Origin of the sequence: Pseudomonas sp. LRF_L74 (genome assembly GCF_965644255.1) — a bacterium.
Classification (GTDB): Bacteria; Pseudomonadota; Gammaproteobacteria; order Pseudomonadales; family Pseudomonadaceae; genus Aquipseudomonas.
Window position 1 is genome coordinate 497,532 of the sequence record NZ_CBFFRH010000002.1, and the last position, 25,054, is coordinate 522,585.

A 25,054-nucleotide genomic window follows, 5' to 3' on the forward strand; every position below is an offset into this window, starting at 1 on the left:
CGACGAGGAGTACATGGATGAAACGATGGATCCCACTGCTGTTGATCGCCTGCCAGCCCGTGCTGGTTCTGGCCGATGACAACCCACGGTGCAAGGCCAAGGCTGATTCGGTTCAGCAGGAAATCCAGGCCGCGCAGGCCGCTGGAAATACCCAGCGCGTCAAGGGCTTGCAAAGTGCCTTGCGGCAACTCAAGGCCAACTGCAGCGACGCCGGGTTGCTACGCGAAGACAACGCCAAGCTCGCCGAGGCGCGACGCAAGGTTGAGCAACGCCAAGCCGAGCTGGATGAAGAGCGCTCCAGCGGCGGCAGCGCGACGAAGCTGGCCAAGCGCCAGGCCAAGCTCGATGAGGCCAAGGCCAGCTTGAAGCAGGCGCAGGATTCGGTCGGGCGATGACTCGCCTAGCCGGCTGCCTCGCTCGTGTCTCTCAACGGCCATCCCGATATCGACCGCGTGGGTAGCAAGTCAATTATCTCCCCTCAGCCCGTCGGCCCAGGTTTGCAGCGGTAGCTCCGGCTGTTGCCGCCAGATGCGCTGCCAGAGCAGTTCCAGTTCCGCCAGGCCGCCCCGCGAGAAGGGCAGTTGCCGTACCGGGTCGAGCAAGCGCCAGGCGCCGTCCTGGCGTTGGGCGAGGGCGAAGCGGAACGGATGAAAGCCAGTGAAACCCAGGCGCAGGTCGGTGACCAGCAACTGATCGCCAACCTGGTCGTAGCGCAGCACGTCGCGGGTGAACCATTGCAAGCGCTGCCGCTGGGGCGAATCGGCCACCGCGTCGGCGAGGACGCTACCGCGCGGCAGGCTCACCAGTGTCGGCGGCTCGTGGTCGAACCAACCGACCACGCTTTCGTGATAGGTCGCGCCGTCGATTGCCGTGACCCGCCAGAGCAGGCTGTTGAACGGGGTGGGCGAACTGAACAGGTATTCGGCCTGGATGCCCTGGCGAGCCAGCACTTGCTCCACGCGGCTTTCGGCCATCCATTTGCCGCATAAGGTGAAGGCCAGGTACAGCGTCGACAGCGCCAGGGCTACGGCCGGCAAGCGTGGCGCTCTGTCCTTGAGGCCACGGATCAGCCCGACGGCCACTGCAACCAGCAACGGCAGGCTGTACAGCGGGTCGATGACGAACACCGAGGACCAGGCCACGGGTGGTGGGGCGAATGGCCAGAGCAACTGGGTGCCGTAGCTGGTGAAGGCGTCCAACAGCGGGTGTGTGATCAACACCAGCCAGAGCGTCAGGAACAGGCGCCTGGCCGAATAGCCCGGGTGCGCCTGCCATCGTCGTATCAACAGGGTCAGCAGCAAGGCCAGGCCGCTGAGGATGAACAGCGAGTGGCTGAAGCCCCGGTGGAAGGTCATTTGCCAGATCGGGTCGCCATAGTCGAGCAACACGTCGAGGTCGGGCACGGTGGCCAGCGCCGCGCCGTAGAGCAGGGCGCGTCGTCCTTGCCAGCGGCCGAGCAGAGCGCCCTGCAGGGTGGCGCCGAGTACTGCCTGGGTAATCGAGTCCATGGGTCGTCTTGGTCGCTGCAAAGGCGCTTAACTTACCCGTCGCCGAGCGATCGTGCAGGGCGCAAATTCCGTCTAAAGATTTCCGCCAGCGCACTCGCCGAGTGCTCCATGGCGATTTGCCCGGCAACGATTGTTGAGTCTGGCGCCATAGTCCTTGTCTCGATCAGCGCTATGTGTCGCAACGACGCAGACCTAGAATTGCCACGCCTTCCACGAGAGGCAAACCGTACTTAGCGCACCGTACCAACGGATCTCGCGATGTACCTTCGACCCGCCAGCGGGCGGGTCGAAGTTCCTTTCTCGAAATTGGACACTTCCCAAATGAAAGCCTTGGTTTTGCTGGCGCTCGCCGGCCTGTCTCCGCTCGCCTTCGCACAGGACAATGGACAGACCAGCCCCGATTCCCAACTCCCGGTAGAGCAGTACCACTACGGTATGAAACTGGACATCGACCATGTCGTTTCGCTCACCGACAGTTCCACCACCTGTGGCCTGATGACCAGCTACATGGTCTACGAGGATCACCAGGGCAACCTGCACCGCCTGGCCTACCTGATCCAGGGCAATGGTTGCTCGAATAGCTGACTGCGTTTCCCTTCTTCGTTTTTGCTCCTTGGCCCGGCTTTGCGCCGGGCTTTTTTATTGGTGCGCCACAAGAGAAAACGCCCCGTAGGGCGGTTCGTCAGTTCGCTTATCAACCGCCGAGATAGGCGTCGCGCACCTTGGGATCGACCAGCAGGTCAGCGCCGCTGCCCTGCATGACGATGCGGCCGTTTTCCAGCACATAGGCGCGATCGGCCAGCTTGAGCGCCTGGTTGGCGTTCTGCTCGACCAGGAACACCGTGACGCCACTCTCGCGCAGATGCTCGATGATGGTGAAGATCTGCTGGATGATGATCGGCGCCAGGCCCAGCGACGGCTCGTCGAGCAGCAACAGCTTGGGCTTGCTCATCAGCGCGCGGCCGATGGCGAGCATTTGCTGTTCGCCGCCGGACATGGTGCCGGCGCGTTGCTCGAAGCGTTCCTTGAGACGCGGGAACAGGTGCAGGACCTTGTCCAGTTGCTCCTGGTTCTCGATCTTGCTGCCGAAGAAACCGCCCATGGCCAGGTTTTCCTCGACGGTCAGGCGGGCGAACACCCGGCGCCCCTCGGGCACCACGGCAATGCTCTTGCGCATGATCTGCGAGGACTCCAGGCCCACCAGTTCATCGCCCATGTAGCGAATGCTGCCGCTGGCCGCACGCGGCGAGCCGCACAGGGTCATCAGCAGGGTCGACTTGCCGGCGCCGTTGGCACCGATCAGGGTCACGATTTCGCCTTTCTGCACGTCGATGCTGACGTTGTGCAGGGCCTGGACCTTGCCGTAGAACGTGGAGACGTTGTTGAACGAGAGCATCAGGCTTCCCCCAGATAGGCTTTGATCACGTCCGGGTTGTTGCGGATCTGCTCCGGTGTGCCGTTGGCCAGGGGCGTGCCCTGGTTGACCACGTAGATATGGTCGGAAATGCTCATGACCAGGTGCATGTCGTGCTCGATCAGCAGCACGGTGACGTTGTGCTGGTTGCGCAGCAGGGCGATCAGGGCCTTGAGGTCCTCGGTTTCCCTGGGGTTGAGGCCCGCCGCCGGCTCGTCGAGCATGAGGATGCGCGGGCGCGTCATCATGCAGCGGGCGATTTCCAGGCGACGCTGCTGGCCGTAGGCGAGGGTGCCCGCCGGACGGTTGGCCACCTCGGTGAGGTTGACCTGTTGCAGCCAGTAGGCGGCATATTCCATCGCCTCGCGTTCGCTCTTGCGAAAGCCCGGGGTTTTCAGCAGCCCGGCGAGGAAATTGGTATTGAGATGGCGGTGCTGGGCAACCAGCAGGTTCTCCACCGCGGTCATTTCTTTGAACAGGCGGACGTTCTGGAAGGTGCGCACCACGCCCTTGCGGGCGATCTTGTGCCCCGGCAGGCCCTGGATGGCCTCGCCTTCGAGGAGGATCTCGCCGCCGGTGGGCTGGTAGAAGCCGGTGAGGCAGTTGAACACGGTGGTCTTGCCCGCGCCGTTGGGGCCGATCATCGACACCACCTGCTTGGGCTGAACGGACAGGGCGACGTTGTTGACGGCCAGCAGGCCGCCGAAGCGCATGGTCAGCCCGCTGACTTCGAGAATCGGGCGGCTCATGGTTTCAACTCCAGGTGGGGGCGCTGCATGGGCATCAGGCCCTGTGGACGCCAGATCATCATGACGATCATGGTCAGGCCGAACATCAGCATGCGGTATTCGGCGAGGTCGCGCATTTCCTGCAGCAGCACCAGTGCCGTGGCGGCGAAGATGATGCCCAGTTGCGAGCCCATGCCGCCGAGCACGACGATGGCGAGGATCATGGCCGACTCGTTGAAGTTGAACGACTCGGGGGTGATCAGGCCCTGGCGAGCGGCGAAGAAGCAACCCGCGAAGCCGGCGAAGGTGGCGCCCATGGTGAAGGCGGACAGCTTGACCGTGGTCGGGTTGAGGCCGAGGGCGCGGCAGGCGATCTCGTCTTCGCGCAGGGCTTCCCAGGCGCGGCCGATGGGCATGCGCATGACCCGGTTGATCACCGCCAGGGCGACCAGCACCATGAGCAGGGCGATCAGGTAGAGGAATATCACCTTCAGGTTGGAGTTGTAGGCGATGCCGAGGAAGTCATGCAGGGTCTGGCCGCCGTCGGGGGCCCTACGGTCCAGCGACAGGCCGAAGAGGTCCGGCTTGGGAATCGAGCTGATGCCGTTGGGACCACCGGTGATATCGGTCAGGTTGCGCAGGAGGATGCGGATGATCTCGCCGAAGCCCAGGGTGACGATGGCCAGGTAGTCGCCGCGCAGGCGCAGGACCGGGAAGCCGAGCAGGCAGCCGAAGGTGGCGGCCGCCAGGCCGGCGATGGGCAGGGCGGTCCAGAAGCCGAAGCCGGCGTACTCGGCGAGCATCGCGTAGGTATAGGCGCCCACGGCGTAGAAACCGGCGTAACCCAGGTCGAGCAGGCCGGCGAGACCGACGACGATGTTCAGGCCGATGCCCAGCATCACGTAGATCAGCACCACGGTGGCGATGTCCACGGCGGCCCGCGAGCCGAAGAACGGCCAGACCAGGGCCACGATGAACAAAACGACCAGGATCAGGCGCTGTATGTGCGGCAGGGTCAGGGTGTTCTTCACTCCGCCAGGCACACCAGGAACCAGTGCCACCAGGCGTGCCTGGCCTGGCAACTTGTCGCGCAGCAATTGCCAGACGAACATCAGCACGGCTGCCACGGCGATGCTCCACAGGGTCTGCTTGCTGGCGCCATGCACTTGCAGGCCGATGCCGACGATATTCAGCTTCAGGCCGAGGATGGGGTAGGAGACCAACAGCAGCAGGACGGTGCTGAACACCGCTGTCTTGAGATTATTGTTCATACCTTCTCTACCTCCGGACGACCGAGAATGCCGGTCGGGCGGAACAGCAGCACCAGCACCAACAGGCTGAAGGCCACCACGTCTTTGTACTGGTCACCGAATACATCGGCGCCGAAGGCCTCGGCCACACCGAGCACCAGGCCGCCGAGCACGGCGCCGGGAATGCTGCCGATACCGCCGAGCACGGCCGCGGTGAACGCCTTGATGCCGGCGAGGAAGCCCAGGTTCGGGTTGATCACGCCGTACTGCATGCCCAGCAGCACGGCGGCGACCGCGGCCAGCGCCGCGCCGATGACGAAGGTCAGGGCGATGATGTTGTTGGTGTTGATGCCCAGCAGGTTGGCCATCTTGATGTCTTCGGCGCAGGCCCGGCAGGCCCGGCCCAGGCGGGAGCGGGAGATGAACAGGGTGAGGGCGACCATGCTGGCCAGGGTGACCAGGAAGATCAGTACCTGCATGTAGGAAATGGTCACGTTGTGCAGCTCGCCGCCGAGTACGAAGTTGCCGGGCAGCAGGTTGGGAATCGCCTTGTCCTTGGAGCCCTGGGACAACATGATGGCGTTTTCCAGGAAGATCGACATGCCGATCGCCGAGATCAGCGGAATCAGGCGGTTGCCGCCGCGCAGGGGGCGATAGGCGACGCGCTCGATGCTGTAGCCGAAGGCGCTGGTGACGATGATGCTGGCGACGAACGCCACGGCCATGATCAGCAGCACGCTGTCGACGCCGAACGCCATCAATGCGGTGATGGCGATGAAGGCGATGTACGAACCGATCATGTACACCTGGCCGTGGGCGAAGTTGATCATGCCGATGATGCCGTAGACCATGGTGTAGCCAATGGCGATCAACGCATAGGTACTGCCGACGGTCAGGCCGTTGATCAGTTGTTGCAGGTAGTGATAAAGCTCAGGCATTGCCTAACTCCTGGGTCATCGCGCAAGACTGTGCTCGTGACACGGCGCGACACCGGAATTCTCTGGAATAAACAAAGCCCACTGCGCGTGCAGTGGGCTTCTTTTGGGCTTGAAGCAGGACTTATTTGGCTTCGGTCTTGGTGCCGTCCTGGTGCCACTCGTAGACCACGAAGTTGAAGTCTTTCAGATCGCCCTTCTCGTCGAAGGCAAGCGCGCCGGTCGGCGTGTCGAAGGTGTTCGAGCGCAGTGCTTCGGCCACCTTGTCGGTGTTGTCGGTGCTGCCAGCTTTCTCGATGCCTTCGGCGATGACCTGCACGGCGGCATAGGCGGGGAAGACGAACGGGCCGCTCGGGTCTTCTTTCTTGGCCTTGAAGGCCTCGACCAGTGCCTTGTTCTTCGGGTCCTGGTCGAAGGATTTCGGCAAGGTCACCAGCATGCCTTCGGAGGCCGGGCCGGCGATGGCGGAGATTTCGCTGTTACCCACGCCTTCCGGGCCCATGAACTTGACGTTCAGGCCTTTTTCCTTGGTCTGGCGCAGCAGCAGGCCCAGTTCCGGGTGGTAGCCGCCGTAGTAGACGAAGTCGACGTTGGCTTGCTTGAGCTTGGCGATCAGCGCGGAGAAGTCCTTGTCGCCGGCATTGATGCCTTCGAACAGGGCGACCTTGGTGCCGGCTGCCTCGAGGGTCTGCTTGACCGCGGTGGCGATGCCTTCGCCGTACTGCTGCTTGTCGTGGATGACGGCGACGGTCTTGGGCTTGACGTGTTCGGCGATGAACTTGCCGGCGGTCGGGCCTTGCAGGCTGTCCAGGCCTATGGTGCGGAAGATCAGGTGGTAGCCACGGCTGGTGATTTCCGGGCTGGTCGAGGCCGCGGTGATCATCAGGATGCCTTCGTCTTCATAGATGTCGGACGCCGGCTGGGTGGAGCTGGAGCAGAGGTGGCCGACCACGAACTTGACTTCGTCGTTGACGATCTTGTTGGCCACGGCGACCGCTTGTTTCGGGTCGCAGGCGTCGTCGTAGACCACGCCTTCCAGCTGCGCGCCGTTGACGCCGCCAGCCTTGTTGATCTGGTCGATGGCCATCTTGGCACCGATGAACTGCATTTCGCCGTACTGGGCGACGGCGCCGGTGACCGGTCCCGCCAGGGCGATCTTGATGGTGTCGGCGGCCATCGAATGGCTGGTCACTCCAGCCAGTGCCATGGCGGCGAACAGCTTGGAAAGGTGCTTGCTAGCCTTTTTCATAGTGCTCCACTCGTTTCTGCTTTCGTTTTTGTAATCCGTGCTGTCTGGGCAGCAGGGACAGAGACCACATCCAACCAACCTGTGCGGCGACTGTACCGGCACAGTGTAGAGCCCCGTTTCCCGGCTTGAAAAGCCAGCGGCCAGGACAGGGCGGGAAGGGTGTCGCTTGGTTGACACATTAGTACAGAATCACGGCGCCATTTTCGCTGACCGGACGGTCACTCCGGTACAGCTGCCGCATGCGCTGGACCGCTTCAGCGGTGTTTCGCCAATGTGCCGACGAAACCGGAACGGACCCGGGCGCGCGGCGTTATCATGGCCGCCGTTTTTCATTACGAGATGAGTCATGTCGGAACAAACAAGCACCCTCTATGCCAAGTTGCTTGGTGAAACCGCCGCGATTACCTGGCAGGAGCTGCAGCCGTTCTTCGCACGGGGTGCCTTGCTCTGGGTGGACGGCGCCCTCGACCTGGTCGAGGTCGCACTGGCCGTGGCCGAGGATGACCAGGCCAAGGTCGGCCAGTGGCTCAACGCTGGGCAGGTGAACAAGGTGGAGAGCGAGCGCGCCCAGGACCTGCAGGCGCGCGATCCCTCGCTATGGGCCGTGGTGGTTGCGCCATGGGTGCTGGTGCAGGAGCGTGACGGCGAAACCACTTTGCACTGATCCGGGTCAAACGGGGTTCCCGACCCAAGGAGCGCCCACCATGTTCGCACCCGGCCACCTGCACTGTGCCAGTCTCTCCGAGCATCCTGCCTTCACCATCGACCTGCGCTACGAGGTGCGCCGCGACGCGGCCGAAGGACCGATGCTGCACTGCGCCCTGGAGGGCACTATCGACGGCAAGCCGTTCGCCGAAACCTTCGAGCTGCACCGGGACATGGCCCCCAATCTGGCCAGCGTGGCGACCCGCAAGCTGAGCAGTCACGGCCTGGAGGACGCGCAGCGCTACTTCTTGCACGACCACCGCGAATTCGAGCTGATGTTCGAAGACATCCGTCGGCTGTTGAACGCTCATGCGGGGGACCGGGTCGACCTCGACCATCTGGAAAAGGACGGTTTCGGCAGGGCGGGGTAGGATAGGCGCCCGCCATTTTCAGGAGCGCCTATGAACTCCCCTGCACCCCGGCTCGCCTTCGCTGGGATCGGCCTGATGGGCCTGCCAATGAGCCACCGCCTGCTGGATGCCGGCTACTCCCTCCGGGTGTGGAATCGCTCCGGCGACAAATTGAAACCCTTGGAAGAGCGAGGCGCGCTGGCAGTGTCCCGGCCCGCCGAGCTCTGCGTAGACAGCGACATCGTCATGCTTTGCCTGGCCGATACCGCCGCCGTGCGTGAGGTGGTGTTCGCTGCGGACGGTATCGTCGAGGGCGCCCGACCAGGGCAACTGTTGGTGGATTTCTCCAGCCTTGACCCCGCGGCCACGCGGGAAATGGCGGCCGAGCTGGAACGGCGCGGCGGCATGCGCTGGGTCGATGCGCCGGTATCCGGCGGCACGTCCGGAGCCGAGGCGGGCAGCCTGGCGATCATGGCGGGTGGCGTGGCCGAAGATATCGAGCGGATTCGCCCCATATTGGCGCATATTGGTCAGCGCCTCACGCGGATGGGCGATGTCGGCGCGGGGCAGGTGACCAAGGCTTGCAACCAGATGATCGTCGCTTGCAATGCGTTGGTGATCGCTGAAGTGATCGCCCTGGCGGAGCGCTCCGGGGTCGATGCCGCGCTTATTGCAACCGCTCTGGCTGGCGGCTTTGCCGATTCGAAGCCGCTGCAGATTCTCGCGCCGCAGATGGCCGGGAACCGCTTCGAGCCGATCAAGTGGCACGTGCGCACCTTGCTCAAGGACCTGGATACCGCGGTGCAGATATCCCGTCAGCAGGGCGCGGCCACGCCGATGACCGGCCTGGCCGCGCAACTGATGCGCCTGCACGGTGCGCAGGGGCATCTGCATAGCGACCCTGCGACCCTGGTGCAGATGTATCGAGAGGAGACGCCATGAAGATTTCCGCCAACCTGAGCCTGCTGTTCAACGAGCGGCCGCTGATCGAGCGTATCGTTGCCGCCGCTGCGGCTGGATTCGATGGCGTGGAGATTCAGTTTCCCTACGAGATTCCGGCCATTCGCCTCAAGGAGGCCTTGCAGATGGCGGGCATGCCGCTGCATCTGATCAACCTGCCGGCGGGCGACATGCTGAGTGGTGGGCCGGGCATATCGGCATGGGCGCGGCGCCAGGCCGAGTTCGACCAGGCGTTGCAGGAGGCGCTGACCTACGCCGCCATGGTGCGGCCGGCATTCGTCAATGTGCTGCCCGGCCGCCTGGCCGAGGGGCAGTCGCGAGACGAGGCGCTGGCTACCCTGGCGAATAATCTGCGCAAGACGGCCGAGGCTTTTCAACTGCTGGGGATCGGCGTGCTGTGCGAGGCACTCAATCCGCTGGATATGCCGGGCGTGTGGTTGTGCACGCCAGCAGACCTGGATGAGCTGCTGCGACGGGTCGCCCATCCCAATTGCCTGGCGCAGCTCGACTTCTACCACATGGCCCGCCAGGGGTTGGATCTTGCGGGGGCCATCCAGCTGTTGGCCGGGCGCATCGGCCATGTGCAATTTGCCGATTGCCCTGGACGTGGAGAACCAGGCAGCGCTTTGCTCGATTTCGCCACGGCTTTGGCGGCATTGCGCGATAGCGGCTATGGCGGCTGGCTGGGCGCGGAATACCGGCCGACCCAGAAGACCGAGGAGACGCTGGGCTGGCTGTCGCAGTGGCGACAGGGGCTGCTGGCGTTTCGCTCCGAATAGACCAGGCTGCATGGTTGCCATGCCCATATTGCGCCTGTTGGCCGGGTTGCTGCGAACGCCCTGGAACGGTTTGGCAGATTGCAGCGGGATTTTTGTGCAGCTCGGTGACGTTGTGTTAGAAGGCAGGCTGTTTTTGAGGGAGACCCCGCGTGGACGCTGAATCCATCGTCTATGGCTGTATCCGGGATTGGCCATCCGGGGATTACGAGGAGCGCCAGGCCCGACGCGCAGCCAACCGTCAGGTGCTGGAGAGCCTGCCGCAGGGCGATGGCTGGCCGTTTCTCGGGCGCGAGATGTTTTCCTTCTGTGCCAGCGAAGGCGAGGGTCTCTACCAGACCCAGGTGATCCATTTCGGCGCCAGCTACCAGGCCGTCGAATATGAGTGGAGTCTCTGGGTCCAGGCCTTCGAAGCCTTGCTCAAGCGCCTGTCATGGAGCAGTGCGGTGGTGCACCTGGAAACCGAGCTCAATGGCGCGCACACCTTTCGCTGGGAGTCCGAGAGCGGTTTCCATACGCCTCATGATGGCGACCTGCGCATGCGCTGCGTGTGGGAGCGCGAGGGCGGCCTGCATTGACGCGGGCCTCCAAGCCTCAAGCGTTGTTTTCGCTGTCGAGCAGTTCCGCCGGCACCTGCTCCTTGAGCAGCAACTGGCATTGCTGGCTGTCCGGATCGAAGACGATCACTGCCAGGCCCTTGTGCAAGGCGTGGCGGGCCTGCTCGACTCGCACGTCCTGGGGCGTCTCGTCGCCATTGTCGGTGCCCTCGCGGGTCACGAAGTCTTCCAGCAGGCGGGTCAGGGTCTCGGCTTCGAGCAGGTCGTAGGGAATCAGCATGGTATTCAGGACGGGTGGCGGGGTGGCCATTCTACGCTGAAGGGCCACCGTCGGCGATGATCCGGCGGCCAGCGGGCCGCCTGACGACAACGCGCGGGCTCATTCCGCAGGGCGATTGCCCAGGATACTGTCGATGTTCGGCACCTGGGTGTCGTTGGCCATCTGCGTATCGTGCTCGATCTGATGGCTGAAGCGCTCCAGCGACTGGCTGTCGACCGTATCGTTGGCGAACACCGGCGGACTCATCATGTAGCGGCCGAGCAGCCGGGTCAGGTTTTCCAGGCTGTCGATATGGGTGCGCTCATAGCCATGGGTGGCGTCGCAGCCGAAGGCCAGCAGGGCGGTACGGGTGTCATGGCCGGCGGTAATCGCCGACTGGGCGTCGCTGTGGTAGTAGCGGAACAGGTCGCGGCGGATCGCCAGGTTGTCATCCTTGGCCAGCTTCAGCAGGTGGCGCGACAGATGATAGTCATAGGGCCCGCCCGAGTCCTGCAGCGCCACGCTCACGGAGTGTTCGTTGGACTGTTGGCCCGGCGCTACCGGGGCGATGTCGATACCGACGAACTCGCTGACATCCCACGGCAGCGCTCCGGCCGACCCGGAGCCGACCTCCTCGGTGATGGTGAACAGCGGGTGGCAATCGATCGGCGGCACCAGCCTGGCTTCGGTGATGCCCTTGAGGGCCGTGAGTAACGCGGCGACGCCAGCCTTGTCATCCAGGTGACGGGCACTGATATGGCCGCTCTCGGTGAATTCCGGCAGCGGATCGAAGGCCACGAAGTCGCCGATGTGCACGCCCAGCGACTCGCAGTCGGCGCGGGTGGTGCTGTAGGCATCGAGACGCAGCTCGACGTGATCCCAACTGATCGGCAGGGTGTCGACGGCGGTATTGAAGGCGTGCCCCGATGCCATCAAGGGCAGGACGCTGCCACGCACCACGCCATCGTCGGTGAACAGGCTGACCCGGCTGCCCTCGGCGAAGCGGCTCGACCAGCAGCCTACCGGCGCCAGGCCCAGGCGGCCGTTGTCCTTGATCTCGCGGACAATCGCGCCAATCGTGTCGAGGTGCGCGGACACCGCGCGGTCGGGGCTTTTCTGGCGTCCCAGCAGCGTGGCGCGGATGGTCCCGCGACGGGTCAGCTCGAATGGCAGGCCGATTTCCTCCAGGCGTTCGGCGACGTAGCGCACGATGGTGTCGGTGAAGCCCGTCGGGCTGGGAATGGCGAGCATTTCCAGCAACACCTTGCGCAGGTAGGGCAGATCGGGTTCGGGCAGTTGGGCCATGCTTACTTCCTCATACCTGGCTGAGCGGGAACAGCAGATCGATGAAACGTTCGGCGGTCGGTTGTGGTTCATGGTTGGCCAGGCCGCAGCGCTCGTTGGCCTCGATGAATACGTGTTCGGGCTGGTCGGCCGCCGGCACCAGCAGGTCGAGGCCGACCACGGCGATGTCCAGCGCGCGCGCGGCACGAATGGCCGCTTCGCGCAGGGTTGGGTGAAGGATCGCGGTGACGTCCTCCAGGGTGCCGCCGGTATGCAGGTTGGCGGTCTTGCGCACTGCCAGGTATTGCCCGGCAGGCAGTACGTTGTCGTAGTCGAAGCCGGCATCGTTCAGGGTGCGCTGGGTTTCCTCGTCCAGCGGTATGCGGCTTTCGCCGCCAGTGGCGGCCTGGCGCCGGCGGCTCTGGGCCTCGATCAGGGCGCCGATGCTGTGGTGTCCATCGCCGACCACTTCGGCCGGCCGGCGAATGGCCGCGGCGACCACCTCGAAGCCAATCACCACGATGCGCAGGTCGAGGCCTGCATGGAAGCTTTCCAGCAGCACGCGGCTATCGAAGCGACGTGCCTGCTCGATGGCCTTGGCCAGCGCCTCGGGCGTGCGCAGGTCCACCGCCACGCCCTGGCCCTGTTCGCCATCGACCGGTTTGACCACCACGCGCTGGTGCTCGGCAAGGAACTCGACGTTTTCCTCGGCACTGCCGGCCAGGCGCTGTTGCGGCTGTTGCAGCCCGGCACGTTCGAGCGTGCGGTGAGTCAGGCGTTTGTCCTGGCACAGGGTCATGCTCACGGCGCTGGTCAGGTCCGACAGCGACTCGCGGCAGCGAATCCGTCGTCCGCCCTGGCTGAGGGTGAACAGGCCGGCCTCGGCATCGTCGACCTGTACCTCGATACCGCGCCGCAGCGCTTCGTCGACGATGATTCGTGCGTAAGGGTTGAGCTCATCGTGATTGTTGGGGCCGATGAACAATGGCTGGTTGAAGCCGTTCTTGCGCTTGAGGCTGAAGGTCTGCAGCGGGCGGAAGCCCAATTTGGCGTACAGGCTCTTGGCCTGCTTGTTGTCATGCAGCACGGACAGGTCGAGATAGCCCAGGCCTCGGCTCATGAAGTGTTCGACCAGATGACGGACCAGCACTTCGCCGACGCCCGGGCGTGTGCAGTGCGGGTCGACGGCGAGGCACCAGAGGCTGCTGCCGCGCTCCGGGTCCTGGAAGGCGCGTTTGTGATTGATGCCCATGACGCTGCCGATCACCGCGTTGCTGTTTTCGTCCTCGGCCAGCCAGTAGACCGGCCCGCCCTGGTGGCGGGGGGTGAGTTTTTCCGGGTCGATCGGCAGCATGCCGCGGGTCTGGTAAAGGCGATTGATCGCTTGCCAGTCTTCGGCGCTCTGCGCGCGGCGGATGCGGTAGCCGCGAAAGCTGCGGCGGGCCGGGCGGTAGTCGGTGAACCAGAGGCGCAGGGTATCGGAAGGGTCGAGGAACAATTGCTGTGGCGCCTGGGCGAGCACCTGGTGTGGCGCGGCCACGTACAGGGCGATGTCGCGTTCCCCGGAAACCTCGCTCAGCAGCTCGCTGGACAGGGCTTCAGGCGTTGCAAAGGTATGGCCAATGAGAAGGCGTCCCCAGCCGCAATGCAAGGCCACCGGTTCATCCGGTCGGGTGTTCTGGCCTTGCGCATATTTGGCCTGCAATCGCTCGTACGAGGGAGCCTGGCCGCGCTGGAGACGTTGGTTGAGGGCAGTGGCGCGCATGATCGGGTCGCTTCCTTTGCAGATTGCTTCGCCCGCTGCGGGGCGTTCGCTCATTGAAAAGAACCTGCCGTAGCGTTATCGGTACGGCAGCCTTGGCCTGCTACAGGCCGTGCTCGGTCAACCACAGGTTGAGCGCGGCCATCTGCCAGAGTTTCGAGCCGCGCAGGGGCGTGAGCTGGCCATGCGGATCGCTGAGCAGGCGGTCGAGCATGGCCGGGTTGAACAGGCCGCGATCCTGGCTGGGGTCGGCCAGCAGGTCGCGTACCCAGCCCAGGGTCGCGCCTTCCAGGTGCTTGAGGCCGGGCACCGGGAAGTAGCCCTTGGGGCGGTCGATCACTTCGGCGGGAATCACCTTGCGCGCCGCTTCCTTGAGGACGTATTTGCCGCCATCCGGCAGCTTGAAGCGGGCCGGGATACGTGCCGACAGCTCGGCCAGGCGGTAATCGAGGAACGGCGTGCGCGCTTCCAGGCCCCAGGCCATGGTCATGTTGTCGACCCGTTTGACCGGGTCGTCGACCAGCATCACCGTGCTGTCCAGGCGCAGGGCCTTGTCCACCGCATCGCTGGCGCCGGGCTGGGCGAAGTGCTGGCGAACGAAGTCGCCGGCATGGTCGTCGCCCAGCCACTGCGGCATCACGCAGGCCGCGTACTCATCATGCTCGCGGTCGAAGAAGGCGCGGCGATAGGCGCTGAAGGCGTCGTCGGCGCCATCGACCAGCGGATACCAGTGATAACCGGCGAACAGCTCATCGGCACCCTGGCCGCTCTGCACCACCTTGCAGTGCCTGGCGACTTCGCGGGACAGCAAGTAGAAGGCGATGCAGTCGTGGCTGACCATCGGCTCGCTCATGGCGCGGAAGGCCGCCGGCAACTGCTCGATGATCTCGTGTTCGTCGATGCGCAATTGATGGTGGCGGGTGGCGAAGCGCTGGGCGATCAGGTCCGAGTACTGGAATTCGTCGCCGCGTTCGCCGCCGGCATCCTGGAAACCGATGGAGAAGGTCAGCAGGTTTTCCACCCCGGCTTCGCGCAGCAGGCCGACCAGCATGCTCGAATCGACCCCGCCGGACAGCAGCACGCCGACGTCGACCGCCGCGCGCTGGCGGATGGCCACGGCTTCGCGCATGCCGTCGAGTACTTGGTCGCGCCACTCTTCCAGGCCGAAGTCCTGCTCGTCGGCGCGAGGGCCGTAGTCGAGCTGCCACCAGCTTTGCACGTTGCTGTTGCCCTCGGCGTCGATGCGCATCCAACTTGCCGGGGGAAGTTTCTTCACGCCCTTGAGCAGGGTGTTCGGTGCCGGCACCACGGCGTGAAAGTTCATGTAGTGATTCAGTGCCAGCGGGTCGATCCCGGTGTCGATATCTCCACCCTGCAGCAGGGCGGGCAATGTCGATGCGAAACGCAGGCGCTGCTCGTTCTGCGACAGGTACAGCGGTTTCACGCCAAGGCGGTCGCGGGCGATGAACAGTTGCTGGCGATCACGTTCCCAGATGGCGAAGGCGAACATGCCATTGAGCCTGGGCAACAGCTTTTCGCCCCAGGCGTGGTAGCCCTTGAGCAGCACTTCGGTATCGCCATCGGAAAAGAAACGGTAACCGAGCGCCTGGAGCTCGTTGCGCAGTTCCGGGTAGTTGTAGATGGCGCCGTTGAAGACCATGGACAGGCCCAGATCGCTGTCGATCATCGGCTGTCCGGAGGCTTCGGCGAGGTCCATGATTTTCAGGCGGCGGTGGCCCAGGGCGACGGGGCCTTGGCTATGGAAGCCGTGGGCGTCGGGGCCGCGTGGGGCCAGGTGATGGGTGATTCGTTCGACAGCGGCCAGGTCGGCCGGTCGGTGGTCAAGGCGCAGCTCTCCAGCGATTCCACACATAATCGATAAAGCCCTCTACAAGCTGGGCTCGGTTCCTCCTTTCGTTCCAGTCCGTAGCAGTGTCGTAGCGCTCCTGGGCCGCGTGTTCAGGCATCTTCGGCCGGTAGCGCATACGTATGTTTCGTACCGTACATGCGCCGTTCCGACTGGCTCGTTCGGTTTGGCGCAAGTTTTTTCGAGTCCCCGTCACGCCCGATCGTTCAATAAAAACCTCCGGGACAGACCCTGTCTGCACTGTCCGTGGCTGAATCAAACCGTGGAAACTATCCTGTCGGAGAGCGGTCGTAGCCGCATGCGCAGCGCGCCGATAACAACATTTCCGATTGGAGAGACTCATGGACCGATTCCTCGATCCGCTGCAGGTCGAACAGACAGAACGCCACACCTGGCGCCTCATCGGCCCGCTGTCGTTCATGGACCCGGAGTACGGTCGCCAGTGGTCGCCAGCCGGTACCGAAACCGATTTCGCCAGCGTGCGGCCCCTGCGCAACGTCGCCGCAATCCTGCTACTGGTCGGTTTTGCCACCTACGAGTTGTCGGCGATCGTCGGGGTCGTGTTCATGATCATCGACATGTTCTTCCTGTCGCTCTACGCCGGCGTGATTGGCCATGGCGCCGCCGCCGCCGCGCTGCATGATCGCTTGTATGCCACTGGTGAGCTGTCCCGGCCGGATGCCGACAAGGTGCTCTTCAATGCGCTGTGCGCCAGCGGCTATGGGCGCTGGCGGGCGTGGCTGGTGTGGGCGGGCGTGCGCCTGTTCTGCGTGCTGCGCTACAACAGGCGGCGTGCCGCCTGAACTCCGCTGGCTATGCTGACCAGCACGCTTTCATCTCACGGGTGATCGCGCTTGGGTAGCCAGACCCGAATCAGCGAGAACAGGCGATCCAGGTCGATGGGCTTGGCCAGGTAATCGCTGGCACCGGCCTCCATGCACTGGTCCTGGTCATCCTTCATTGCCTTGGCCGTGACGGCGATGATCGGCAGCTTGCTCCAGCGCGGGGTCTGGCGAATCCGTCGGGTGGCTTCGAAGCCGTCCATCACCGGCATCATCACGTCCATCAGCACCAACTCGATACCCGGGTTCTTCTCCAGCTTCTCCAGGGCCTCCTGGCCGTTGCGCGCGCTGATGACCTTGGCCCCCTTGGCGTCCAGGGCGCTGATCAGGGCATAGACGTTGCGCACGTCGTCGTCGACCACCATGACCAGGCGGTTTTCGAACACCTTGTCGCGGTTGCGCACGCTTTGCAGCATGCGTTGGCGATCATCGGAAAACGAGGATTCGACCTTGTGCAGGAACAGCGTCACTTCATCGAGCAGGCGTTCTGGCGAGCGGGCGCCCTTGATGATGATCGAGCGCGAGTGGTGCAGCAGCTCTTCTTCTTCGCTCCGGGACAGGATGCGTGTCGAATAGACGATCACCGGCGGCCTGGGCTCTTCGATATCCCGGGCCATGCGGTTGAGCAGTTCGCTGCCTGTCATGTCCTGCAGGTGCAGGCCGATGACGATGCAGTCGAAGCTGCGCTGGCGCAGTTGCTCCAGGGCCTGCTCGCCACCTTCCACGGCGGTGACGTCGATACCTTCGTCGTTGACCAGCTCGCTGATGCCGGTGCGCTCGCTGGCATTGCCTTCCACCACCAGGATACGGCCGACACGCTGCTCCAGGCGCGCCTCGAGGCGGGCGAAGACCTGGATCAGTTCCTCGCGGCTGGTCGGCTTCTGGGCATAGCCGATGGCGCCCAGGTGCAGGGCGAGTTCGGTACGGTCGTCGGTGGAGATGACATGCACCGGGATGTGCCGGCTGTGCGGGTTTTCCTTGAGGCGCTGGAGCAGCGAAAGCCCAGGCTCGTCAGGCAGGCGCATGTCCAGCAGGATGGCATCGGGGTGTTGCGACTTGACCAGTTCCAGGCCTTCGCTGGCGCTGCCGGCGATCAGGCAGCGATAGCCCAGCTCATGAGCGAGGTCGTAGAGAATCTGGGCGAACCTGGGCTCGTCCTCGACGGCCAGCACGCTGCGGCCGTGGATGTCCTCCTTGTCGCGATCATCGGGGAAGTGTGGCGTTGAAGCGCCTGTCGAAGGCTCCAGCGGCGCTAGCGGATTGGGCAGGGCCGGGGCTGCCAACGGCACGGCAGGGGCCTTTTCGTCCGCGTAGTCGAGAGGCAGCCAGAGGGTAAAGCAACTGCCACGTTGCGGTTCGCTGCTGACCTGGAGATGGCCACCGAGCATCTGTGCCAGGTTGCGTGAGATCGACAGGCCCAGGCCGGTGCCGCCAAATTCCCGGCTGATGCCGCTGTCGAGCTGGCGGAAGGCTTCGAAGATCAACTCCTGCTGCGAGGTGTCGATACCGATGCCCGTATCGTTCACGGCGAAGGCGATGCCATGCTCCACCGGGCTGACGCGCAGCTCTACCGAGCCCTGGTTGGTGAATTTGAAGGCGTTGGACAGCAGGTTCTTGAGGATCTGCTCGACGCGCTGGCCATCGCTGAAGAAATGCTCGGGCGTGCCGTCGGCGATGTGCAGGCTGAAGCCCAGAGCGTTTTCCCTGGCGATGGGGGTGAATACGCTTTCCAGCCCCAGGAGCAATTCCCTGACATTGGTGTTCGCCGGACGCACTTCGAGGCGCCCGGCCTCGACTTTGGCGATGTCGAGGATGTCGTTGATCAGCACCAGCAGGTCCTTGCCGGAGGAGTAGATCAGTTCGGCGTACTTGACCTGCTTGGGGTCGAGGTTGCCCCGCTGGTTGTCGGCCAGCATGCGCGAGAGGATCAGCGAGCTGTTCAGCGGCGTGCGCAGCTCATGGGACATGTTGGCGAGGAACTCCGACTTGTATTGGCTGGCACGTTGCAGTTCCTCGGCTTTCTGCTCCAGGTCGCCGCGCGCCTGGGCCAGCGAGTGATTGCGCTGGTCGAGCTCGTCGCGTTGCAGGCGCAGGCGCTGCGCATAGTCGTTGAGCTGCTCGTTGGTCTGTTCCAGTTCGGCCTGGCGGACTTCAAGGCTGGCCTGGGACTCGCGGATCAGATTGGCCTGGTCTTCCAGCTCCTCGTTGGCGCTTTTCAGTTCTTCCTGCTGGACTTGCAGTTCTTCGTTGAGCTGCTGGGTGTCGGTCAAGGCATCGTGCAGGCGCTTGCGGTAGCGCGCGGCATCGAGCGACATGCCCAGATTCATGGATATCGACTCGATGAAGTCCTGCTCACGTTGGCTCAGCGAGCCGATGAAGCCCAATTCGAGAATGCCGTTGGCCTCACCCTCGGTTGCGGTGGGTGAAAGCATCACCGTAAGCGGATCGTCGCTGCCCAGGCCCGAGTTGACCTTGAGGTAGCGGGTGGTCAGGCCCTGGAGCACACGCGGCTTTTGCGTGGCGAGAACCTGGGTGAGCAGCCCGGCGGGATCATCCGCTGACGCGGAGTTGTGTTGCTCGGCGGAGAACCCGTAATCCGCCACGCGACGCAGGGAACCATCGTCCTGGCGGGCATAGAAGGCGCCGACGGCCAGGTCGATGTAGTCGGCGAGGAAGTTCAGGGTGGCGCGGCCAATGGCCGGGGCGCTCAACTGGCCGATGATGCGCGCTGCCAGTTGCGACTGGCCTTCGCGCTGCCAGGCTTGTTGCTGGAGTTGCTCGGTGAAACGGCCCTGGCGTGCCAGGATATCGCCGTAGGCCTTGGAAAGGCTGAGCAGTTCGCGTCGCCCGAAGAGCGCCAGCAGGCAACTGAAGGCCAGGCTGGCCAGGACATACAGGCTGATGGTGAACAGGGCGATGGCGCTGGATTTATCGGTGCGCTGTTCGCGTAGTTGCTGCTCGCTGGCGATGAAGGCGTCGAACTGGCTGCGTATGCTGTCCATCAACTGTTTGCCGAGGCCGCTGCGGATGCGCTCATCCAGGCTCTGGCCAGCCTTGCGCAGGGCGATGATTTCCTGTGCATTGTCTTCCCATCGGGCGAGCAGGGCCTCGATGGTGCGCAGGCGGTCGAGCTGGAGCGAATTATCCTTGACCATGCCGCGCAGTTCTTCGATACGCGGACCGATCCGGCTGCGCGCCGCTTCGTAGGGTTCCAGGTACTCGGGCTGGCCGGCGACCAGATAACCGCGCAGGCCTGACTGTTGGTCGATGCCCAGGCGATAGGTCTCGTTGGCCAGGCTGATCACCCGATCGGTGTGCTCGACCCAACTGATGGCGTTGAGCAGGTAGGTGATCAAGCCCACGAATAGCGCGACGCCGAGGGCTCCAGTGGCGATCGGGATAACCACGTTGCGCGCCAGGATTCTGCGAAAGCTCTTCTCGTCAACCGTGACGACAGTGTTCATGGGCATTCCTCGTATGACAAGGTGTGATGCTGATTGCATCGGGCGCAGCACGCCGTCCTGAACACACTTTAGTCGCCGGATGAATGGTTGCGAGGGCAAGTGGGGCGCGATCGGCCCCGCGCTTCGTGTCAGGGCTTCATCGTCAGAGGGGGGGACCGCGTGTTGTGCGCTGGCGTGCAACCGTGCCGCGCGGGCCTTTCAAGGCATTTCAGCCGTTCAGGCCTTGTGCCCTCTAATCAACCTGCGCAGGGCGAATCGGTTGGGGTGGCAGGCTTCGGCGACCGGGCGAGGCAGCGGCAAGGGTTCGTTTTCCAGCCAGGCCGCGAGCAGTTCCGCGCTCAGTGGCGCGCTGATCAGGCCGCGAGAACCATGGCCGCTGTTGACGTACAGGCCGTCCAGCCAGGGGCAGGGGATATCCGGCACCTGGCGGGCGTCGCGAGCCAGTACGGCGTAGCGTTCGGCGAATGCCTCCGCGTCGGCGAGCGGGCCGACGATGGGCAGGTAGTCCGGGCTGGTGCAGCGAAAGGCTGCGCGGCCCTGCAACTGTTCGACGGGCAGTTTTTCGGCATCCAGCCGTTGCGCCAGGTCGCCGGAAATCTCCTTGAGCAACCCGAGGTTGCCCAGGTGTTCGGCAACGGTCGGTTCCAGGTCTTCGCTCTGGAAGTCGAAGCTTGCGCCCAGGGTGTGTTCGCCGTGGCGCGCGGGGGCGACATAACCTTCGGCGCAGACCACGCAGGCCAGCCCGGCGCTGGCTGGCGTCTGCGCCAGGCGGGTGATCTGACCGCGAATGCGCTTCAGGGGCAAGTCGGCACTCTGTGCGAAACGATGTATATCGGCGGCACCGGCCAGCACCACTACGGGAGCCTCGGCCAGCACCTCGTCACCGGCCAATGCTTGCCACTGTTCGCCGTGGCGACGCAGGGCCAGGGCTTCGTTATGCAGGCGAACCTGGACGTTCGGATGCTGGCTCAGTACCTGGCACAGGGCGGGTGGATGGACCCAGCCGGCTTCGGGATAGAACAGGCCGCCAGAATCCAGGGCGATGCCGCTGCGGCGCTCGGCCTGTTCGCGATCCAGCGATTGCAGCAGGTCGCCGGGGAAGGCGGCCGCCAGCTTGGCCTGGCGCTCAGCCTCCTGATCATCGAACGCCAATTGCAGCACGCCGCAGGCGGACCAGTCAGTTCCCTGTTGCAAGCGCTGCAGCAGGCGGCGGGTGTGGCCGAAGCCGGCGACGATCAGTTGTGACAACGCGGTGCCATGGGCGGACAGCTTGAGGTACAGCACGCCCTGGGGGTTGCCCGAGGCTTCGTCGGCGATCTTGCCGTGGCGCTCCAGCAGGGTGACCTGCCAGCCCCGGGCCGCCAGGCTCCCGGCCGTCGCGCAGCCTGCCAACCCGGCTCCGACCACCAATGCCCGACGCTCACCGGCGAGGCGAGGGCGAGCGAACCAGGGTTTGCCCGTAGCACTGGCCTGCCCGGTGAAGGCGCCACACAGGTTTTCCCATTTCTTGCCATGGCCTGGCACCCGGCGTACGGCGAAGCCCGCGTCCTTGAGCGCGCGGCGAACGAAGCCGGTGCAGGTAAAGGTGCTCAGGGTGGTGCCGGCGACAGACAGGCGTGCCAACTCGGCGAACAGCTCGGGCGTCCACATCGCAGGATTTTTCGCCGGCGCGAAGCCATCGAGGAACCAGGCGTCGATAGGCGCGTCGAGCTGCGGCAGCATTTCCAGGGCATCGCCGATCATCAGGGTCAGGATCACCCGGCCGCCCGCCAGGACCAGGCGCTGGAAACCTGGATGAATGGCCACGTACTGTTCGAGCAACTGATCGGTTTGTTCTTTCAGTTCTGGCCAGAGCGCCAGGGCCCTGCCCAGATCGGCCGGGCTGAGCGGGAATTTTTCGACACTGACGAAGTGCAGGCGAGCGCCGGCGGGGGCTTCCCGCTCGAAAGACTGCCAGGCACAGAGGAAGTTGGTGCCCGTGCCGAACCCTGTTTCACCGATGACCAGCCGGCCGTTTTCCGGCAGCGCCGCGAAACGGGCAGGCAGGTCGTTGTGGCCGAGAAAGACATGACGGGTTTCACCCAGGCCGTCCTCTCGGGAGAAATACACGTCATCGAACTGGCGGGAAAAGGGTTGGCCCTGATCGTTCCAGTCGAGCTGGGCGTTTAAGGATTCTGGCATTCGGCACCTCGAGCGAGGTGCGCATTGTAGCGGTGAGGGCGTTGTCGGGATCAATACAGCCGGCAGTTTTCCAGCAGGTTCGCGGCTTGCTGGAAACGGGCGATGTAAAAGGCGATCTCCCGTTGCGCGTCGTCACGGGTAAAGAACGGGCCTTCCAACGTCCCTTCGCGGGTCGTGAAGAAGTAGCGGCCGTTTACGGAACTGATGCGATCGCTGCGGTATTGCACGCTGGCGCCCGCATCCTCGGTACGTTGGACGAGCATGATTGAAGCCTCCTTGCAGAATGAATGAATCATAGGCTTAACGCGGCAAGCCGCAAGCCCTTGAAACGCTGAAAACCCCAGGTGACGCGCCTGGCTGGGGAGCTGGCGACAGGCGGTAATGCGGGGCTTCAGCCGAGACGCTCCAAGGTCTCGTTTCAGAGCATGTCCTCTGCTTTCACCCACTGATCGAACTGCTCATTGCTCAGGTGGCCAAGGGCGATGGCCGCATCTCGCAGACTGAGATCTTCGGTGTAGGCCTTTTTGGCGATTTCAGCGGCCTTGTCGTAGCCGATGTGTGGGTTGAGCGCGGTCACCAGCATCAGGCCGCGCTCCAGGTGCGCGGCCATCTGTCGGGCATCCGGCTGCAGGCCGGTGATGCAATGTTCGTTGAAGTTACGGCAGCCGTCGGCGAGCAGACGTATCGATTGCAGCAGGTTATGGATGATCACCGGCTTGAACACGTTGAGCTGCAGATGGCCCTGGCTGGCGGCGAAGGCGATGGTCGAGTCGTTGCCCAGTACCTGGCAGGCGAGCATGGACAGCGCTTCGCACTGGGTCGGGTTGACCTTGCCTGGCATGATCGAGCTGCCGGGCTCGTTGGCCGGCAGGCGCACTTCGGCGAGCCCCGCGCGCGGGCCGGAGCCGAGCAGGCGCAGGTCGTTGGCGATTTTCATCAGGGCCACGGCCAGGGTCTTCAACGCCCCGGACAGCGCAGTCAGCGGCTCGTGCCCGGCCAGGGCGGCGAACTTGTTCGGCGCGGTGATGAAGGGCTGGCCGGAGAGCGCCGCCAGTTCATGGGCGATGGCTTCGGCGAAGCCCTGGGGGGCATTCAGGCCGGTACCGACCGCCGTGCCGCCCTGGGCCAGCTCGCAGACGGCCGGCAGGGCCGCACGGATGGATTTTTCCGCATAACCGAGTTGCGCGACGAAGGCCGACAGCTCCTGGCCGAAGGTGATTGGCGTGGCATCCATCAAGTGGGTGCGGCCAGTCTTCACCAGGTTGGCGTGACGGTCTGACTGTTCGGCGATACCGCTGGCCAGTTCCGACAGCGCCGGCAGCAACTGGTCGTGTATCGCCTGCACCGCCGCGATGTGCATGGCAGTCGGGAAGGCGTCGTTGGAACTCTGGGCGCGGTTGACGTGATCGTTCGGGTGCACTGGGCTTTTGCCGCCACGGCCTTTGCCGGCCAGCTCGTTGGCGCGCCCGGCAATCACTTCGTTGACATTCATGTTGCTCTGGGTGCCGCTGCCGGTCTGCCAGACCACCAGGGGGAACTGGTCGTCGTGCTGGCCGGCGAGCACTTCGTCGGCGGCTTGTTCGATCAGGCGGGCGATTTCCGGGGGCAACTCACCGATGCGGCCATTGATCCTGGCCGCGGCTTTCTTGATCAGCGCCAGGGCGTGCAGCACGGCCAGCGGCATGCGTTGTTCGCCGATGGCGAAATTGATCAGGGAGCGTTGGGTCTGGGCGCCCCAGTAGGAGGATTCAGGCACTTCGATAGCGCCGATGCTGTCGGTTTCGGTGCGGCTCATGGCAGTTCTCCTTGTGCGTGCGGCAATTTAGGCCTTCGCGCTGGCGCGGGGTTCCAGCGGTTTGCGAATCGTCGCTGGACTACCAGCGGGCCTGGGTTGCGCCGAGCCAGCCGCTGGCGTTCACCACCGGCACCCGTTCGCCGTCGGGGCTGCGCAGCACGCCTTCGAAATGGCCGAACCACTGGCGAATATCCGCATGCAGCGGACCCAGCCTGGGGGTCGACTGGAGTTGCTGGCGAGGGGTGAAGGCAAGGTCGACGCTTTGGCTCGGGCACGTCAGGTGCCAGGGCGCCAGGGGATCGTTCGAGGGTTGCACCAGGCGTACCGGCTCGGCCAGGTGGCACAATTCGCCTCCAAACCACAGGGCGTTTTCCGACAGGCCGCTGTAGTCTGTCCAGCCGGCGCCGAAATTGCCGGCGATACCGCCGGGTGCGGCGAAGGCGGCGCGTGTCCAGCCGCTGTTCAGGGGCCACACGCCGCGGCCGAAGTCGAGTGAGGCGAAACTGTGGCCCACAGGGCAGGCGAACGTACGTTGACCCAGTTGCAGGCCGCCGCTGACTGGCAGGCCGAGCTGGCGCGAGCAGGCATGAAAGGTGTCTTTGCCCATCGGGCAGATCAGGTTGATCGACTCCAGATGCGCGGGGCGCTGGATGTCGAGGGCGATCTGCAGAGGCTCGCCACAGATATTGGCGGCCATCCCGGTCAGGCGGATCAAGCCATCGTGATCCTCGGCACGCAACTGCAGATCGGCATGCTCGAAGCCATGGCTCTCGTTGGCATTGTCCGGCAGATGGCAACCCCGCCCGAACAGGCGCATCTTGGCTCGGCTGTCGAAGCAGTTGCTTTGCAGGTCGATGAAGTGAACGGCGCCATAGCCGATGTAGTCGAGGTCGGCGAAGGTCAGCACCAGCATCCACTGTGGTGTGGTGATGCACCAGTTGTTCCAGCGCTTGCGTCGGCCGAAGCGTGCGGGCAGGGCACAATTGACCAGAGGGCGCGATGACCAGCCAACGGCCTGCGGGTCCAACTGGCCCCGGCTGTCGCATAAGGCCTGTACAGGCGGCACGGCGATGCTGGCGAAACTGTTCATCGACACATCCATGTGAGAGGCAGGTGCGACCGGGAATGTCGCAGGGGCAGCACTGTGCCTCAAAACGCCTGTGGCCGC

At 64.2% G+C, this 25,054-nt stretch carries 23 protein-coding genes; 8 read left to right on the plus strand and 15 right to left on the minus strand.

What is annotated here, in order from left to right; translation table 11 throughout:
* Positions 1 to 17 precede the first annotated feature (17 nt).
* Positions 18 to 395 carry a DUF1090 domain-containing protein gene (locus tag ACSZPK_RS07130; RefSeq protein WP_437880728.1) on the plus strand — a complete coding sequence of 126 codons (378 nt, stop codon included), beginning with the start codon at positions 18 to 20 and terminating at the stop codon, positions 393 to 395.
* 69 nt (positions 396 to 464) lie between these two features.
* On the opposite strand, the gene ACSZPK_RS07135 is transcribed toward ACSZPK_RS07130, so the two are convergent.
* Positions 465 to 1,508 (minus strand): metal-dependent hydrolase, encoded by a 1,044-nt coding sequence (locus ACSZPK_RS07135; RefSeq protein WP_437880729.1) that lies wholly within the window; start codon positions 1,506 to 1,508, stop codon positions 465 to 467.
* A gap of 321 nt (positions 1,509 to 1,829) precedes the next feature.
* Here ACSZPK_RS07135 and ACSZPK_RS07140 point away from each other — a divergent pair, with 321 nt between their 5' ends.
* Complete coding sequence (locus ACSZPK_RS07140; RefSeq protein ID WP_437880731.1) at positions 1,830 to 2,093, plus strand: DUF2790 domain-containing protein; 264 nt, start codon at positions 1,830 to 1,832, stop codon at positions 2,091 to 2,093.
* A 109-nt stretch (positions 2,094 to 2,202) separates the two neighbouring features.
* On the opposite strand, the gene ACSZPK_RS07145 is transcribed toward ACSZPK_RS07140, so the two are convergent.
* From ACSZPK_RS07145 to ACSZPK_RS07165, 5 genes are all read right to left on the minus strand, one after another.
* Entirely contained in the window at positions 2,203 to 2,904 is a 702-nt protein-coding gene (locus ACSZPK_RS07145) for an ABC transporter ATP-binding protein (RefSeq protein ID WP_437880733.1), read from the minus strand.
* The gene (gene livG / locus ACSZPK_RS07150) at positions 2,904 to 3,671 is read right to left on the minus strand and encodes a high-affinity branched-chain amino acid ABC transporter ATP-binding protein LivG (RefSeq protein ID WP_437880735.1); all 768 of its coding nucleotides are present in this window, start codon (positions 3,669 to 3,671) and stop codon (positions 2,904 to 2,906) included. Before livG ends, ACSZPK_RS07145 begins: the two co-directional genes overlap by 1 nt.
* Positions 3,668 to 4,921: a high-affinity branched-chain amino acid ABC transporter permease LivM gene (locus tag ACSZPK_RS07155; protein ID WP_437880736.1), complete on the minus strand. Its 1,254-nt coding sequence runs from the start codon at positions 4,919 to 4,921 to the stop codon at positions 3,668 to 3,670. The genes livG and ACSZPK_RS07155 overlap by 4 nt, the downstream gene beginning before the upstream one ends.
* The gene (livH, locus tag ACSZPK_RS07160; RefSeq protein ID WP_437880738.1) at positions 4,918 to 5,838 is read right to left on the minus strand and encodes a high-affinity branched-chain amino acid ABC transporter permease LivH; all 921 of its coding nucleotides are present in this window, start codon (positions 5,836 to 5,838) and stop codon (positions 4,918 to 4,920) included. Before livH ends, ACSZPK_RS07155 begins: the two co-directional genes overlap by 4 nt.
* Positions 5,839 to 5,959: 121 nt before the next feature.
* Positions 5,960 to 7,084: a branched-chain amino acid ABC transporter substrate-binding protein gene (locus tag ACSZPK_RS07165; protein ID WP_437880739.1), complete on the minus strand. Its 1,125-nt coding sequence runs from the start codon at positions 7,082 to 7,084 to the stop codon at positions 5,960 to 5,962.
* A gap of 346 nt (positions 7,085 to 7,430) precedes the next feature.
* On the opposite strand from ACSZPK_RS07165, the gene ACSZPK_RS07170 reads away from it, so the two are divergent.
* The 5 genes from ACSZPK_RS07170 to ACSZPK_RS07190 all read left to right on the plus strand — a co-directional run bounded on the left by ACSZPK_RS07170 (position 7,431) and on the right by ACSZPK_RS07190 (position 10,453).
* Positions 7,431 to 7,748 carry a DUF2288 domain-containing protein gene (locus ACSZPK_RS07170; RefSeq protein WP_437880740.1) on the plus strand — a complete coding sequence of 106 codons (318 nt, stop codon included), beginning with the start codon at positions 7,431 to 7,433 and terminating at the stop codon, positions 7,746 to 7,748.
* A gap of 40 nt (positions 7,749 to 7,788) precedes the next feature.
* A complete protein-coding gene (locus ACSZPK_RS07175) occupies positions 7,789 to 8,160 on the plus strand; it encodes a DUF5064 family protein (protein WP_437880741.1) in 372 nt (123 codons plus the stop codon).
* 30 nt (positions 8,161 to 8,190) lie between these two features.
* The gene (locus ACSZPK_RS07180) at positions 8,191 to 9,081 is read left to right on the plus strand and encodes an NAD(P)-dependent oxidoreductase (RefSeq protein ID WP_437880742.1); all 891 of its coding nucleotides are present in this window, start codon (positions 8,191 to 8,193) and stop codon (positions 9,079 to 9,081) included.
* Complete coding sequence (locus ACSZPK_RS07185) at positions 9,078 to 9,878, plus strand: hydroxypyruvate isomerase family protein (protein WP_437880743.1); 801 nt, start codon at positions 9,078 to 9,080, stop codon at positions 9,876 to 9,878. The genes ACSZPK_RS07180 and ACSZPK_RS07185 overlap by 4 nt, the downstream gene beginning before the upstream one ends.
* Before the next feature lie 149 nt (positions 9,879 to 10,027).
* Entirely contained in the window at positions 10,028 to 10,453 is a 426-nt protein-coding gene (locus ACSZPK_RS07190; RefSeq protein ID WP_437880744.1) for a hypothetical protein, read from the plus strand.
* 16 nt (positions 10,454 to 10,469) lie between these two features.
* Here the strand turns inward: ACSZPK_RS07190 and ACSZPK_RS07195 are convergent, their stop codons facing one another.
* The 4 genes from ACSZPK_RS07195 to ACSZPK_RS07210 all read right to left on the minus strand — a co-directional run bounded on the left by ACSZPK_RS07195 (position 10,470) and on the right by ACSZPK_RS07210 (position 15,610).
* Positions 10,470 to 10,712, minus strand: coding sequence for a YheU family protein (locus ACSZPK_RS07195; protein ID WP_437880745.1), 243 nt, complete (start codon positions 10,710 to 10,712; stop codon positions 10,470 to 10,472).
* A 99-nt stretch (positions 10,713 to 10,811) separates the two neighbouring features.
* Entirely contained in the window at positions 10,812 to 11,996 is a 1,185-nt protein-coding gene (locus ACSZPK_RS07200) for an osmoprotectant NAGGN system M42 family peptidase (protein ID WP_437880746.1), read from the minus strand.
* Between the two features lie 10 nt (positions 11,997 to 12,006).
* Positions 12,007 to 13,740 carry an N-acetylglutaminylglutamine synthetase gene (ngg, locus tag ACSZPK_RS07205; protein WP_437880747.1) on the minus strand — a complete coding sequence of 578 codons (1,734 nt, stop codon included), beginning with the start codon at positions 13,738 to 13,740 and terminating at the stop codon, positions 12,007 to 12,009.
* Between the two features lie 100 nt (positions 13,741 to 13,840).
* Positions 13,841 to 15,610 carry an N-acetylglutaminylglutamine amidotransferase gene (locus ACSZPK_RS07210; RefSeq protein ID WP_437880748.1) on the minus strand — a complete coding sequence of 590 codons (1,770 nt, stop codon included), beginning with the start codon at positions 15,608 to 15,610 and terminating at the stop codon, positions 13,841 to 13,843.
* Positions 15,611 to 15,945: 335 nt separating this feature from the next.
* On the opposite strand from ACSZPK_RS07210, the gene ACSZPK_RS07215 reads away from it, so the two are divergent.
* Positions 15,946 to 16,407, plus strand: coding sequence for a DUF1353 domain-containing protein (locus ACSZPK_RS07215; protein WP_437880749.1), 462 nt, complete (start codon positions 15,946 to 15,948; stop codon positions 16,405 to 16,407).
* Positions 16,408 to 16,442: 35 nt separating this feature from the next.
* Here ACSZPK_RS07215 and ACSZPK_RS07220 read toward each other — a convergent pair whose 3' ends face one another.
* The 5 genes from ACSZPK_RS07220 to ACSZPK_RS07240 all read right to left on the minus strand — a co-directional run bounded on the left by ACSZPK_RS07220 (position 16,443) and on the right by ACSZPK_RS07240 (position 24,976).
* Positions 16,443 to 19,910 carry a response regulator gene (locus tag ACSZPK_RS07220; protein ID WP_437880750.1) on the minus strand — a complete coding sequence of 1,156 codons (3,468 nt, stop codon included), beginning with the start codon at positions 19,908 to 19,910 and terminating at the stop codon, positions 16,443 to 16,445.
* A 216-nt stretch (positions 19,911 to 20,126) separates the two neighbouring features.
* Positions 20,127 to 22,091 carry a bifunctional tRNA (5-methylaminomethyl-2-thiouridine)(34)-methyltransferase MnmD/FAD-dependent 5-carboxymethylaminomethyl-2-thiouridine(34) oxidoreductase MnmC gene (gene mnmC, locus ACSZPK_RS07225; RefSeq protein WP_437880751.1) on the minus strand — a complete coding sequence of 655 codons (1,965 nt, stop codon included), beginning with the start codon at positions 22,089 to 22,091 and terminating at the stop codon, positions 20,127 to 20,129.
* Positions 22,092 to 22,141: 50 nt separating this feature from the next.
* On the minus strand, positions 22,142 to 22,354 hold the full coding sequence (locus ACSZPK_RS07230; protein ID WP_437880752.1) for a DUF6316 family protein: 213 nt from the start codon (positions 22,352 to 22,354) through the stop codon (positions 22,142 to 22,144).
* A 155-nt stretch (positions 22,355 to 22,509) separates the two neighbouring features.
* The gene (locus tag ACSZPK_RS07235) at positions 22,510 to 23,886 is read right to left on the minus strand and encodes a class II fumarate hydratase (protein ID WP_437880753.1); all 1,377 of its coding nucleotides are present in this window, start codon (positions 23,884 to 23,886) and stop codon (positions 22,510 to 22,512) included.
* Between the two features lie 79 nt (positions 23,887 to 23,965).
* Complete coding sequence (locus ACSZPK_RS07240) at positions 23,966 to 24,976, minus strand: DUF2804 domain-containing protein (RefSeq protein WP_437880754.1); 1,011 nt, start codon at positions 24,974 to 24,976, stop codon at positions 23,966 to 23,968.
* Positions 24,977 to 25,054: the final 78 nt, after the last annotated feature.